The sequence below is a fragment of the Pectobacterium sp. IFB5596 genome, from assembly GCF_021432585.1.
Lineage (GTDB): Bacteria > Pseudomonadota > Gammaproteobacteria > Enterobacterales > Enterobacteriaceae > Pectobacterium > Pectobacterium punjabense.
In genome coordinates this window covers 80082-94472 of the sequence record NZ_LXFY01000003.1, presented here as the reverse complement: position 1 = coordinate 94472, position 14391 = coordinate 80082, and the positions used below count along the sequence as shown (strand labels likewise).

General features: G+C 51.8%; 7 protein-coding genes. 1 reads left to right on the top strand and 6 read right to left on the bottom strand.

The features are described 5' to 3' along the window. Positions 1 to 101: 101 nt before the first annotated feature. Entirely contained in the window at positions 102 to 725 is a 624-nt protein-coding gene (locus A6301_RS05440) for an inovirus Gp2 family protein (RefSeq protein ID WP_234257290.1), read from the top strand. A 752-nt stretch (positions 726 to 1477) separates the two neighbouring features. Here the strand turns inward: A6301_RS05440 and A6301_RS05435 are convergent. The 6 genes from A6301_RS05435 to A6301_RS05410 all read right to left on the bottom strand — a co-directional run bounded on the left by A6301_RS05435 (position 1478) and on the right by A6301_RS05410 (position 14300). Then, a complete protein-coding gene (locus A6301_RS05435; protein ID WP_234257289.1) occupies positions 1478 to 4549 on the bottom strand; it encodes a type III restriction-modification system endonuclease in 3072 nt (1023 codons plus the stop codon). A gap of 10 nt (positions 4550 to 4559) precedes the next feature. After that, positions 4560 to 6641, bottom strand: a complete 2082-nt coding sequence (locus tag A6301_RS05430; RefSeq protein WP_234257288.1) for a site-specific DNA-methyltransferase — start codon at positions 6639 to 6641, stop codon at positions 4560 to 4562. Between the two features lie 75 nt (positions 6642 to 6716). After that, entirely contained in the window at positions 6717 to 9422 is a 2706-nt protein-coding gene (locus A6301_RS05425; protein ID WP_234257287.1) for an ATP-binding domain-containing protein, read from the bottom strand. After that, positions 9419 to 10120: a DUF4391 domain-containing protein gene (locus A6301_RS05420; protein WP_234257286.1), complete on the bottom strand. Its 702-nt coding sequence runs from the start codon at positions 10118 to 10120 to the stop codon at positions 9419 to 9421. Before A6301_RS05420 ends, A6301_RS05425 begins: the two co-directional genes overlap by 4 nt. Further along, positions 10117 to 13395: a helicase-related protein gene (locus tag A6301_RS05415; protein ID WP_234257285.1), complete on the bottom strand. Its 3279-nt coding sequence runs from the start codon at positions 13393 to 13395 to the stop codon at positions 10117 to 10119. Before A6301_RS05415 ends, A6301_RS05420 begins: the two co-directional genes overlap by 4 nt. Continuing rightward, positions 13395 to 14300 carry a YafY family protein gene (locus A6301_RS05410; protein WP_234257284.1) on the bottom strand — a complete coding sequence of 302 codons (906 nt, stop codon included), beginning with the start codon at positions 14298 to 14300 and terminating at the stop codon, positions 13395 to 13397. Before A6301_RS05410 ends, A6301_RS05415 begins: the two co-directional genes overlap by 1 nt. Positions 14301 to 14391 lie beyond the last annotated feature (91 nt).

Here is a 14391-nt window from a genome sequence, read left to right as displayed (position 1 = left end):
GTTATTATATATTGTCTCACTAAGAGTGTATGGGTATCTATCACACTAATAGGCCATTTCCAGTAATGTGATGACTGCTATCCATTGAGGAAAAAATCATTATGAATATCTACCATAGCGAATATGGAGGCCATGTTACATCATACAAAAGTAAGATCATCGGCGTTATTAATAACGCCGTTAAAGAACACCCTAGAACATTGGTTTTACGGGTGGATCTTCATGACCCAGTTATTCTGGACAATGGTGATACCATTTCCTGTTTCGCTAATACTGATTCAGGTGCTATATCAAGATTTACTAATTCCCTAAAAGCCAAACTGGCAGCAGATGAACAGCGCAAACGTAAAGAAGACAAACGGGTACACCCGAATACGCTCCGCTATGCATGGGTACGGGAATTTACCCAGAATGGTAAACGTCATTTTCACGTATTCCTGTTTCTTAATAAGGATGCTTACTATCACTTGGGGGATTTCAATCTGGATGAAGATACGTTAAGAACCATGATTACCTCGGCATGGTGCAGCGCATTAGGTCTGACTCCCGAAGAGGGACAGCATCTGGTGCAGTACCCTTCTAAGGGTAAATATGTCCTGCATCGTGATGATATTCTTAACGACATTTATCCCGGTGACTTACTGAACCGGATTGATTATCTCACAAAAGTTAAAAGTAAAATTTTTGGTGAAGGCGAACGTAGTTTTGGTTGTAGTCTAAGATAATTTATTTTTACAGTATTGGCCTTTCTTATGCGAGAAAGGCCAAGCTAAAGTAGATGGCGATTTAGCCGACTAATTCATCTGTGGAGGTTTTCCCCTCAGAAGAGAAATAGCATCTGTCACCAACGGTGCAATATTGTTTCAATCGTTTCTTGAGGTGAAGAAAATAATTCATATTCCAAAGGAAATTTATCATACTCATTTTAATATTCAGTAAGTAAATGAGGTTCAATCGTGACAGGTAGGAAATAGTTACCTTTTCCCTGGTCCAAGAATCCTAACTCCTGAAGTTGCTTACGATAAGATTGCTGAATATTGATGGCATAACTAAATGGTTTCTCATAATAGCTCTACACTTGTGAGAGATAACATCCCGCCAGCTCTTGCTCCGAGCAATGATAAGTGGAACATTAATGCGAGAAGTTATTTAGCTAGAAAAGGGAAATTCACCATTTCCTTTCATTATTGACTTCAAACCGTTTAGTTATTCGAAACAATTTCAGCCTGTTTCAGTATCAGTTCGACTACATATGGTGCTCTATCTGGCGGGTGACCTGCTTCGCGCGCTCAGATAAGCTAATCGTAGCTAAAGTAGCTTACCTCAAAGCATTACTCGGCCGTTCTCAGATGAGAACTAACGCCGTATTACAAACGCAAACAATAGATGCCGGATGAAAGCTCAGATGTGGCCATGTGCATAGGTGGTAATTTGTGTACGCGATAATCTCACCACCACATGGCCAATCTTTAGTGTCTTACTTCACTACTTCCATCAGCTTACCGAAGCTATCCACTACGTCATACTTCACGTTTTCTGGGGCAAACTTACTGTTGATCTCATCAAAGAACTTACGGGCACATCTAATCTTGGTGGCTTCAATAGGCCGTAAATCCATTGACGACATCGAGCCCTTGGTCTCAGCAACGAAATACACATGCTTGACCGAGCCTTCTTTGAAGGAAATGGCCCAGTCGGGGTTGTAATCGCCGACAGGGGTTGGGATCAGAAAACCACGTGGCAACTTGGCATATACCACCACATCCTTGCTGGTATCCAGCTCTTCTACGAACTTGCGCTCAACCGCGGAGTCGGTAAGCACATAGTCATAGATGTGATTTTGCAGTTTATTCCCAGCCTTACTAAGATCCTGTTTGCTCTGTCCCGTGGTAAAGATGTCCAAATCAAACTTGTCTTCTAGCGTGTCATAGGCCAGATGCTCGATGATGACATTGGCCTTTTGTTCGTTGACCAAGCGAATGGCTTCGGCAATGAAACTTTCCGGGTTGCTCTTGAATTGCGCGAAGACGTCAGCATTGAGACCTTTTAGAATTTCGGCAACGGTTCGTCTTGTAAGCAAAGTCCCCTCTGATAACTTACCAATCAAGTCGTACTGCACAGCGGAGTGGATGGAGGCGGTGTGCGATTCTGTTTCGGTAGCTTTCAGCTCGAAGGCGTTACCCTTTTTGAGGTCATCGTAAGTTGCCGTATCAGCCTGCTCGCCACGGTGAATGGTGTATTGTAACGGCGTTACTCGTAACCCAGCATTCTTATCATTGAGCGCCTTGATCGCATTGTTCACTAGCTCAACATCATCAAACAGTACGCTGTAGGTAGCTTTGCGATTGATTCGCCCCCACAGCGCCTTGAACTCCTGCTTTTCAAAGTTGGCGTTGGTCTGCAGTCTTTTGGGCTTGCGACCATCGTCTATCTGCATGAGTTGGCTTTCGCTGAATACGCTATCAATCAGCTGAAATATCTGCTCTGCATAGGGCTGCAGTTCATCCGGCAATGCCTCCAGCGTGCTGTCTTTCTTAGCTTGATGGTACTTCTCCGTGATATTGCGTTTCTTATCGACGTAGCCGTTCTGGATCAGATAAAACTCGATGTCCGTGGCCTGGTCGTCCGATACCGTAATCGGGCCTTCCTTCGTGTTCAGCATCTTGCCCGTGAAGTAGGCCTTGTCCGCCACACGCGGACGAGCTGACAAGGACTCGCTAATGTCCTTCTGCAAGGCGGCCACGAAGTCCTTGTAACTTTCGCTGGCCACGACTGTCAGTACGTTAATGTCATGAACAATGGACGGGTGATCCATGCGATCACCATTTTGATTAACGGACAAACGCAGGCCGCGCCCGACCTCTTGGCGGCGTGAAATGGTGTTATCACTATGCTTGAGCGTGCAGATAACAAACACGTTCGGGTTATCCCAGCCCTCACGCAAGGCCGAGTGTGAGAAGATAAAACGCACCGGCTCAGCTAGTGATAATAACCGTTCCTTGTCTTTGAGGATCAGATCATAGGCATCTACATCATCCGACAAGCCCGCATTTTCACCGCGCGCAGCGACCTTGGGATCGGTGAGGCGCTTGCTCTTTTTGTCGATGGAAAAGTAGCCGCTGTGCGTCTTATCGGCCGCAATGCGGCGTAGATATTTAGCATAAGGCGCATCCCCCTCCATAAACCCATTATCAAAGGCTTCTTGAAGATGCTTGGCGTACTCCTCTTCAAACATTTTCGCGTACTCGCCTTTTTCATCGGCAGCAGAGTAGTCCCGGTACCTGGCTACTTCGTCGATGAAGAACAACGAGAGAACCTTCACCCCTTTATCGAAGAGTTCCATCTCCTTATCAAAGTGCGCCTTGATCGTCTCACGGATCTGAATGCGGCGCAGCGCTATCTCGGAAACATCACCAGTCGCATCACCCACCGTCAGTTCTACACCATTGGTAAAGCTGAAGGTGTCCGTATTGGCATTGATGTCCGATACCACAAACCCATCGCGGTATTGATCCAGCTCATTCGATAGTACAAACAGATTGTCACCCTTGCCCAGTTTGCGAGTGACGCGCTTGATGTTTCCTCCACTGAGTTTCTGTTCAAACTCCACAACCGCGACTGGCGGTTTTTTGTTTGAGATTTCGATGGCTTGTAAATAGAGATAGGCGTTGGTTCCCGCTAGTCCCTTCACCGAGATCCCGCGCACCTCAATCTTCTTCACCAGCTTCTGGTTGTAGGCATCGAGCGCATCCAGGCGGTGGATCTTGTTGTGTGCTGTCTTGTGGGTAGCGGAATAACGCAATACCATCAACGGGTTGAAATTCGCCAGGGAATCCAGCGTCTTGCCCCCCTCCATCCGTTGCGGCTCATCGAGGATCAAGATGGGGCGGTTTGCGCTGATCACATCGATCGGGCGACGTGACTGAAAATCATCGAGCGTTTCATAGATGCGGCGGTTATCTTTGCCGGTGGCGTTAAACGCTTGTACGTTGATCACCATGACATTGATACCGGCATCGGAGGAGAAGCTCTCCAGATGGTGCAACTGCTTAGAGTTGTAAATAAAGAAGCGCGCCTTCTTGTGGTAGATCTCCTGAAAGTGCTCGGCCGTGATATCGAACGACTTGGCCACGCCCTCGCGGATTGCAATGCTCGGTACCACTATGACGAACTTGCTCCAGCCGTACTGTTTGTTCAGTTCGAAGATCGTCTTGATGTAGCAATAGGTCTTGCCAGTCCCCGTTTCCATCTCGATATCAAGATTTAGCCTGGCGACCTTGTTCTTAACCAAGCTCTCCGACAACGGCAGGTTTTGCTGGCGCTGCGCCTGTTGGATGTTATCAAGCAAGGCAACCTCACCGAGGGTTAGCTCAGCATTTTTAAAACCGGTATCTACCGCAAACAGATCTCCCATGCCGTTTTTAGTATTACCAGGATCAAGGCGATAGCTCATGGCCGCATCAGAAGCTGGTGGCTGCCCCTGAAAAATATCTACGACCGCCTGCACGGCGGCAGCCTGATAGGGCTGATGCTTGAATTTAAGTTTCATCACATTCCCCTCAGATGCATTTCACTTCGGTGGCGGCCGATACGAGCTTGAAAATCTGCTCGACGTTGATTTTGACCGCGCTGTTCTTGTAGCCCGCGTCGCGGAATACCACGCGTAGCGGCTGCTGCTTAGCCAGTTCCTTCACGAAGGCTTCGTCGATGCTGCCGCTGGCGTCGAAGCAGGCGGCCAGCACATTGCCATCGACAAAGAACACGTCCTTGCCTTGAATGGACTGCTTGGAGATAGGTAGAGCCAGATCGACCCCCCAGTCCAGCATTACCTGGAACAGCAGATCCTCAGGCGCGCGGTCAGGTTTGATGTTGTCGACGAACAGATCGAACTTGGCTTTGTCGAGCGCGTCAGGGGTGTAGTAGACGTCCGCCATGTTGGACGCATCAATTTTAAAGACTCGAAAGCCAACGTCCGGTCTGTCGCCGCTAGCTAGCGCACCGAATTCCTGCTGAGCCATAACCCCAGAACGCCGAATTCGTTCCTTGGAAATCTCGGCGATAGAAAGCGGAATACCTTCACTCCGGCAGAACTCGATGACGGACTCATACTTCTTGTTTTTCACGTCGATCAGCTCGTTGACTTGCACCGCTATGAAGCGGCGTTTTCCCGTGTCCCTCGCATTAGCGAGCATCACTGCATGGGCCAGCGAACCGGAGCCGGAGAAGAAGTCCATGAAGATTCCCTCTCGCCCGTTATAGAGATCAATGCAAGTGCGAAGTAAATGTACCGGCTTCTTGCCATCCGGAAAAGGAATCCCTCCTTCCTTGCCCACATTGTTGTAGTCAAAATTATCCCAAAATGTGCCGAGTTTCTCTTTCTTGATGATCTTGTCACCGCTGGCGTCAGCCACGTCATGAAGCCAGATGACCCTGCGCACGGATGGGCTAATATATGCGTGTGTTACCTTTACCCCCTTGTCTCGTCCAGAGCGTGGAACATATTCAACTTCAAGGAGCTCACTATCGTCGAGGCTCCCCACTGCATCGATCACACGGGTGCGGATGCTAGTCTGGGCATTGGTATCCGAGAAAATCTGCTTGAAGTATTTCTGATACGCCTCCGCTTCGGTAAGACCTTCGTTCTTGCACACCTTACTGATCGTCGTCCGCTCAACACCCTTTCGCTTGTAAATCTTGATGGCATTGCCGTCGCCATCCTTCACTTCGCCAAAGAATGTCCGTTCACCAGCCCCAAGAAGAATGCTCGTATACTTCCAGCTTTCACCAGCGTCACGCATTTCCTTAATGACATCGGTCAACGGCCGTTCTGTATATAGATGCGACAGCGGATTGAAGGAACCTAGTGACTTGGCGTATATGATTATATACTCGATATTTTTCTTTAGCCGCTTATCCTCTCCCCCTCCAGAGGCTCCTGCGGACACCTTGGCCATGACACTGATGGTATTGACATAATTCTGCTCGCCAAAGACTTCGTTGCATAGCGCCAACGTGTTCTTCAGTTCGATATCGCTGATGGAAATACAAATTGCTCCGTCGTCAGCAAGAAGATTGCGCGCCAGACGCAACCGCGGATACAACATCGACAACCATTTTGAGTGAAATTTTCCACTCGACTCGGCATTTACAATCATGCGATTCCCAGACTCATCGATCTGCAAGGACTTTCGGAAATATCCCTCTGCCGATTCGGAAAAGTCATCTTCATAGATAAGATCGGAACCTGTGTTATAGGGGGGGTCGATGTAGATCAACTTGACTTTGCCGAGATAGCTTTCCTGCAGCAACTTCAGTGCATCAAGGTTGTCTCCCTCAATGAACAGGTTCTTCGTCGTATCGAAGTCCACACTTTCCTCACGCACCGGGCGCAGTGTCTTGGCAATCGGCGCATTGGCCGTCAGCAATGCCTCACTCTTGCCAGGCCAGCTCAGGTGGTAGCGTTCTTGTGGCCCCTCGACAATCGAATCGGCTAGTTCCTGCCGCAATTGGTCAAAATCTACCGCCAGCTTCACGCTGCCGTCCTCGCCCTTGGCTTCGGTGACGCAGCCAGGAAACAGATCGCGAATGCGAGCGATGTTGTCCTGTGTGAGATTGGGTGAATGCATTTTTAGCTTTTCCATGTTCTTTTCCTCTGGTCGCTATGCTTTTTATTGAAAATACATAGCGGCTCACAATTCAAATTCGTATTGGTATGATCAGTCGCCTTGTTGCCAGTCCTGGCAAAAGTGCGGGCGTAGACTTTCGATGGCGGATGGCAAGCTGCCCTGGCAGGTCACGCCCAGGTAGGTGGCCGCGCGAGTGGTGCCGACGTACAAGTATTTGTCGAACAGCGCCGGATGCAGCGTGGCGAGCTGGTCAATGCTGACAAAGAATACCGCCTCGAACTCAAGGCCTTTGATGTGCTGGATGTCGAACACGCGCACGTTGCTTTCCTGCCCCACTGCCTGGCCCTCTCGGCAGGCGATGACTTGGATGTTGTGATCGGCCAGAGTGGCGTTCAACGCGTCGGCCACCGGAGCGACATCGTCCTCGGTGTTCACAAAAATGGCGGTGGATGGGAACTGACCGACAAAGCGCTCAATCTCGCGAATGCGATCTGCCAGCCAACCGACAATGGTTTCTGCGTTGGTCGCGTGCTCCAACAAGGCTGGCGCAACGCCCATGCTGTCCATATGCGCAGGCAAGCTGGTGTTTTGCTCAGTACCACCGACGACGTGGATCATGTCGCGTGCCAGATCGTTCAGTTGCTTGCTCTGTCGGTAGGAGACCGTGATCTCCTTGATGTCGAAATCCTCAAAGACCCACTTCAAGTCGTCGACAGTGCGTGCACCCCAGGTGGTCAAGCGCTGATTAAAGTCACCACAGGCAAAGAATGAGCGCAGTCGTGGATGCGCCAGCGCCGCCATGCTCGCGAGCTGGATGGGTGAGAAGTCTGTGGCTTCATCCACCAAGACCTGGTTGCAGTAATGCCCGAGGATGGGCTGGAGCGATGACCAGGCGGGGCTATTAATGTCGCGCTGAACGTTGGGCCGACTGAGCAAGTCGCCTGCGGCGCGCAAGATCGCGAGCAGTACGATGTCCAACTCCAAGGGATGGATGTCGCGCGCCTCAAAGTCTTCGTGGCGATACCAGATGTTTGCCGGTTGGCGTTCGCGCCTGAATGCTCGATAGCGCTTCGGGATGCCGTCGAGGTAGCGCTTCACCGGATTAACGAAGCGGCGTGCACCGGCCTGCACCAGAAGGCTGGCTCCCACCTCAACGCGATCCGCTTCTGTCAAGCCACGATCCCCCAACCACTCGATGATCTTGCCGTTGCGAGAGGCTTTGCTGACTGTGCGTTTGGATGCTGCCGCCCGAGCTTGGGCACGTACCGCTTGCATGTAGGCATTAAGTGCGGCGACATAGCGTGTGCGAGATGGTACCGTGGAGTCTTCGTCTTCATCGGCATCTGGGTCATCCTGGTCGTCCGTTTCAGTCGCTTGCGCTTGTTGCAGGCTGTCGATCACGCTGGCCAACTCATCCAGAAAAGCTCGGTTGCGGTTGAGCTGCAGGTTGAGTGCACCTTTGATCTTGGCGTCCGAGCCTTCCTTCAGGCTACTGACGAGTGTCTGCACCTTGACAATCTCTACCGCCAGCGAGCCAAACATCGCCACCAGTGCACCATCGGCCGCCCGCGACAAGATGTCTTGCAGTCGTGCACCAAGACTTAGGGCTTCGGGAGCTTTGGCATCGTGGAGCTGGGCTGCGGCTTCACGCAGCTCCTGCACGTAGGCCTTGCGCTGCCATGCATCGAAATCTTCAAACCATTGAATGGGGAGCTCTAGTGCGGCATTGGTCAGGTTGGTCAGTACGTCTTTCAGGACGAAGGTACCTCCACCTGAAGCCGTTCTGAGGACGCCGAATGCGTTTCGGGCCAGCTCGCGTCGATAGTCTTGCCACGTTCTGATGCGCTGATCCGAGGCGGGAACACCTTCACGCGCAAAAGCCTCCTTGAGGTACTGCTTGAGCAATTCCGTGGGCGTAAACATCAGCCAGCTGTTGGCGTGCGCGATGCCTTGGGCTGAAGCGATTGTTTCAACCAGACGTTGTTCACCTTCATCCAGGTAGGCGGTGTCGAGTTTTTGGCCGAGGCGGCGGATCAGGGTGGTCGTCTTGCCTGTACCTGGCGGGCCCAGGATCAAAAGACGATTGTCGATAGGGCGACGGAAAATCTCATCTTGATATTGATCGAGGATAGGCTGATCACGCAGTCCCATCTTGGTGATGACGCTGCGGCGAACACCGTCGATGATGTTGGCCTTGACTGACTCCTCGGCCAGCAATTGGCCAAGAATGTCTTCGGTGACTTCTTCTCCCGCAACCTCAGTCAGCAGCGCACGCAGCGACTCGATAGTGAACGGCCCAAAGTGCTCGGCTTCAACTACGGTGTCGCGTGAATCCCACCCACCGGCAAGCGCATTGGGCCGAAGCTGGGCTCGCTCAAGAACCTCAACGACGGTTCCATTGGGAAGCGTGAACTCTGTGCCTATTGCCAACGAGGCCAAGCGTCCAACCGGTGCGCGGTAGCTGGCCAAATTGGGGAAGCCCGATACCGGCGTCGTGCGGCAGATGTAGTAGGTTTTCTCTTCACCCTCTTCATCGACCACCACAACACGAGCGATGGCAGGCTCCGCCACTAGTACCTGATAGCTTTCACGGTTCTCCTGACCGATCTTATCCAGCCTTTGTATGGCTGAACTGGACGTCATTGTGTTGATGTTTGCCAGCGCATCGGAACCAAGTGTCCGCCCATCGTACAGTTTACCCTTGGCAGTTTCAGCGATGCTTTCGAGTTGCGCCAACGCTTCATCAGCGAATTGCTCAATGTGTTTCCTTGACTCTTCATTCAGGCTTTGCGTCATGCACTCTCTCTCCCAGTCAATTCTTCAAGTTCATTTTTGAGCCGCCGCAAGTGCGCGTTGAGCTCTACTTTGCGGTTGAATTGTTTTTCTTTGGCAAGTCTGCTGGCAGCTTTCTCAACCTCACGCTCCTTGGCTGCAACCAGTTCCACGCGTGAAACCAAGTCAGCGAGAGTTTCTTGTGGGCGCGCAGGCGTGGGGATCAGACGGTGAAGCACCTGCTCATACAAGCTGCCCAGGTCGAGTGCTAAGGGCATGGCGGCGCGCTCATAGTCACTCGACAACCAGGCTGTGGCAAAGTAGTCACTCAAGACCCAACGACTGGCGTCTGACTCATTGGGGCGTTTGTATGCAGCGATCACCTTTGTTCGCTCATCAAAGCTCAGCTCGAAGATGACGGGAAACTGCACCGCGCCATCGATGCAACGCAAAACGTCCAGATTCAGCCCCGATGTCTTGAGCTGAATTGAGAAAATCTGAAGCTCTGGTACTCCCGGCCTGGCGGGCAGGTTGATCGTTTCTGGGGCCAACTTGTATTGCCAGACGATTTGCTCCACCTGCTCGACGAACAAGTCCTTCAGCCTTGTATTAGCGCCGCTGTGTTCGTAGATCTTATTCTTTGGCAGGGTACGACCAAAGACAGCCTGCTTCGGATAGTTAATGAAGGCGGTATTCGACTCAAATCGCGCAGACTGACTCATCCGGCCTCCTGAATCACGAGGAAGGTAATCAGTTCGAAGTCGTCCAGTCCGACGATAGTATTGACCAACGCGGTGGTCTTTCCGCTGCAGAAGAGGCTGTCCAGATCTTTCTCTTCCTTCACCTCGATCATTGAGCGGATGGCCTTGCCAAGCAGGTCCGAATACATCTGCATCTTGCGGCCATCGGCCGTTTCCTTATTGAACAGGAGACAGGCATCTGTAATAGGCTGGGCTTGTCCCTTACAGCAGGTGCGAACCAGATCCAGCAAACGTTTGACTTCGGTGTGATCGTGAATGACTTCCCCCTCGCGATTAATGTAGACGAGGTAATAAGGGTGCAGGCGGTTGTGCTGACTGACGTTGACGTTTGGATTCCGGTTGCGTAGCGTGAAGATCACACCCGGGCGTAGGCCCATCTCCGGCTTGGCAGGCACTACGGCGTGCATCCCACTTGGCACGTTGCTCAATTCGCCATTGGCCTTCACATAGTTGAGCAAGTCCATTCGGAAGTCATTGAGCCCGAGATCAGTAATCGACACTCCGATTTTCAGGTCTTCCAGCTCAATCACTTCCTCTTGCAAACGTCGCAATTGCTCTTTGCGATAAGATACATCGTTGGCTTGGGCGCTCAGCACATTGTCGTCACCGGTGGCTGTAACATCGGCAATCATCATTCGGCTCTCAACCCGTTCCTTCAGGTTGATGTATTCGTCGAGAGAGATGTCTGGCCAGTAGTTAACCAGTTGGATGCTGCTGTTGGGTGAGCCGATGCGATCCACACGGCCGAAGCGCTGGATGATGCGCACGGGGTTCCAGTGGATATCGTAGTTGATGAGGTAGTCGCAGTCCTGCAGGTTCTGGCCTTCAGAGATACAATCGGTGCCGATCAACACATCTATCTCTGCCTCCTCATTTGGCAGCACGATGGCTTTCTCCTTCGAGCGCGGCGAGAAGAGGGTGAGCAGTTCCTGGAAGTCATAGCTCTTCTTGAGCGTGCTCTTCGGTGCCCCTTTGCCGGTGACTTTTGCACTGTGCAAGGTCTGTGTAGCCAGCAATTCCGGAGCCAAATTGGCATACAGATAGTCAGCTGTGTCGGCGAAGGCGGTGAAGATTAGCACCTTCTTGTTGCCGGGATTCAGCGGTGCTGCGATCTTCTCCAGAACCAGTGTCTTGAGATGCTGCAGTTTGGCATCATCGGCAGCCGTGATCTTGTTCATCGACGTCAGCAAGGCATCAATGATTTTCAGATCGACCTTCAACTCGTGCTCCCAAGAAGGCAGGTCCATATCGGCGAGGCTGATTTTGACCTTGCCACCGATCTCGCTGTCGCCATTGTTTTGCAGGTCGTCGTCCGCGTCGAGGTTCTCTAACTGGTCGGTCAGGTCATTTATTCTGCTATCAATGCCACTGAGGTCGCCAGACTGATTGAAAGTGCTGATCTTACCCAGAGTATTCATGTGGTTTGCGCGCAGGGACTGGAGCGTCAAGCGGAAGGACTCAATTGAGCTTTCCAGGCGTTTGAGCAGGTTGGTGGTCATCAATGCCTGCAGGCTCTTTTCGCGGTCGACTTGCTTAAGCTTGCCTTTGCCTGCGACCTGGGTGTCATACATCTCCTCGTACTTCTTGAGCCGACTGGGCAGGATGTAGCTGATCGGGGCGTAAACGGCGAGCTTGAGCAATGACAACTGTTCGAAGATCTCGTTGAAGCTCATCACATCCTTTCGCTGTGTGAGCGGACTGTGGAAAGACAAAGGCTTACGCCGCTCGGGGAATTGGCCGATTTCCTTAGTGTCGTAGAAGGTCTGAATATGCTTGCGCGAACGTGCGATGGTGACGCTGTCGAGCAATTCGAAGAAGTCGAAGTCCAACGAATCCAGGATGGCCCGCGCTGTGCGCTCTTCCGATGGAAGCTTTGCCCATGCATTAAAGCTGGCCTGCGCACCACGGAAAATCTCCTCTACCGTCTTGCCGGTACGCAGCTTCTTGCTGAGATTTTCAGAATCGCCTTCGTAGGCCAGTGCTAGTTGGTTGCGCAGGTCATTGAAGCGGTTGTTCACCGGGGTGGCCGAAAGCATCAATACCTTGGTTTTCACGCCCTCCTTGATGACCTTGTTCATCAGCTTCTGGTAGCGGGTTTCCTTGTCCTTATAGGCGTCATTGTTGCGGAAGTTGTGCGACTCGTCGATGACGACGAGGTCGTAATTACCCCAGTTGATGCGATTCAACGGTATACCAAACGACTCGCCGCTCGTACGGCTGAGGTCAGTATGGCAAAGCACGTCGTAGTTGAACCGGTCGCGAGCAAATATGTTGGTCTTGAGGTTGCGGTTATAGTTCAGCCAGTTGTCAGCAAGTTTCTTGGGGCATAACACCAGAACTGACTTATTGCGCAGTTCGTAATACTTTACGACGGCCAGCGCGGTGAAAGTTTTGCCCAAGCCCACGCTGTCGGCCAGGATGCAGCCGCTATAGCTCTCAAGTTTGTTGATGATCCCGGTGGCAGCATCTTTCTGGTAATTGAAGAGTTTGTTCCAGATGAGCGTGTCTTGATAGCCAGTGCGGTCATTCGGCAGGACATCCTCGTTGATGTCGTCCAGAAACTCATTGAAGATATTGTAGAGCATCAGGAAGTAGATGCTCTCGGGCGAGTTTTCCTGGTAGACGGACGCAATGTGGTCGCAGATCTGCGCCGTTACATCCTCCAGCTTCTCGGGGTCCTGCCAGATCTGGTTAAACAGACTGAGGTAGGTCGCCGTAAATGTCGGCTCGTCCATCTTGTTGACGAAGTTGGAGACAGCGTTGCCCTGCTGGTAGCCGAGATCGACGGCGGTAAAGCCGTGCAGTGGCATGTAAGCTGTATCTGCGGCAGCAGCCTGAATGCAAGTAAACTGCTGCATCGGTGCCTTGCTGCGATTGGACTTGAATGTTGCCTTGCGCCGCATCCAGTCCGCGCACTCTTTTGCAATTGCGCGCTGGGTCAGTTTGTTACGCAGCTGAATTTCGAACTCACTCCCGTACAAGCTCCATTCGCGGTCAGCCTTCGGTATGTGGAATTCTCTGCGTTCCTTGCGAATCTTGTCGGTAACCTCGTTAGCGGTAAACGTCGGCGAGGTAAAGATGAATTGCAGCTCGTCGATTTTTTCCAGCTCTGCTTTGAGCGCTTCGAACGCGTACATCGAAAAGCAGGAGGCGGCGATCTTCAGGCGAGCACCAGGTTTGAGCGTCTGCTTTAGGTCGTCTCCGAGCAGGCGGTTGATATTGTCGATCAGTTCCATTAATAGTCAGCCTTCTTAGTGGCGCTATAGCTTGGTGCCAGTAAGGCATTTTTTACGCCGTAAATTGCGAGATGATCTTTGAGCCATAACCGGTACTCCGGTCCACGAAGGCAATGATCGGGTGAGCAGTCTACCCGCCAGCGCTGCAACATATAGCCCACCACCGCAGCGCGAACGTGCATTCTGATCGAACCATCTGTCATCCCGTAGTCCATCTTGATAATATCGGGCCGCTCAATGCTAGGATGCGGCACTAAATCCAGCTCAACGATGCGCGTCCACTGGATGTCGTTATCCTGTCGTTCGTTGGCCTGTGGCTCCTCGTCGAGCAATGTTGGTGCTTCGATGCGGGTGACGACGAAATCCCGAAACTCTCTACTCTTGCGATCAAAGGCCCGGACGTGCCAGCGCAGGCCGGTATCAACCAAGGCAAAGGGCACAATTACCCGCTCGGACTCACCGCCGCTCATCGAGTGGTAACGTATGGCGACAGGTCGCTTGGCGTGGATGGCTCGGCAAATCGCTGCTAACACATCCATCTTGGGGATGCACAGGGCTGCGGGGGATTCACATGGTAGCAGCGCCTGCATTGAGCCGTTCACGCCATCGCCAAAGCCGAGAGCCAGCGCCGACAGAACACGCTGCGATGCGTGTTTGAACAACGGGGAAAACGCCTGCCCGATGCGATAGATCTTGTTGCTACCATCGAAGGTGATGTTATGCGGCACGATTTCCCGGTACAAAGCCAAATCGCGCGTCGCCCCTGCTGGAGCCACACCGAAGCGCTCAATCAGATCTGGGCGACCGATCTCACCGAAGAAGTAGAGCCGAAAATCGATGTAGGCCAGCCGCTCTCGCAGGGCCACACTCAAGTCCTCAAGCCGCTTAGAAGGGGAGCTAGGCATGAATCATCACTATATAGGAAAATGAAAAATGAATACGGTAATCCATAAAGCGCTCTGATTGTCATCAATTTGATGATAATCTTGCATTAAT

Bases quoted from the DNA above. Each gene is read 5' to 3' on its own strand.
- A6301_RS05440 (WP_234257290.1), top strand. From the start codon at position 102: ATGAATATCTACCATAGCGAATATGGAGGCCATGTTACATCATACAAA.
- A6301_RS05435 (WP_234257289.1), bottom strand. From the start codon at position 4,549: ATGAAACTTAAATTCAAGCATCAGCCCTATCAGGCTGCCGCCGTGCAG.
- A6301_RS05430 (WP_234257288.1), bottom strand. From the start codon at position 6,641: ATGGAAAAGCTAAAAATGCATTCACCCAATCTCACACAGGACAACATC.
- A6301_RS05425 (WP_234257287.1), bottom strand. From the start codon at position 9,422: ATGACGCAAAGCCTGAATGAAGAGTCAAGGAAACACATTGAGCAATTC.
- A6301_RS05420 (WP_234257286.1), bottom strand. From the start codon at position 10,120: ATGAGTCAGTCTGCGCGATTTGAGTCGAATACCGCCTTCATTAACTAT.
- A6301_RS05415 (WP_234257285.1), bottom strand. From the start codon at position 13,395: ATGGAACTGATCGACAATATCAACCGCCTGCTCGGAGACGACCTAAAG.
- A6301_RS05410 (WP_234257284.1), bottom strand. From the start codon at position 14,300: ATGCCTAGCTCCCCTTCTAAGCGGCTTGAGGACTTGAGTGTGGCCCTG.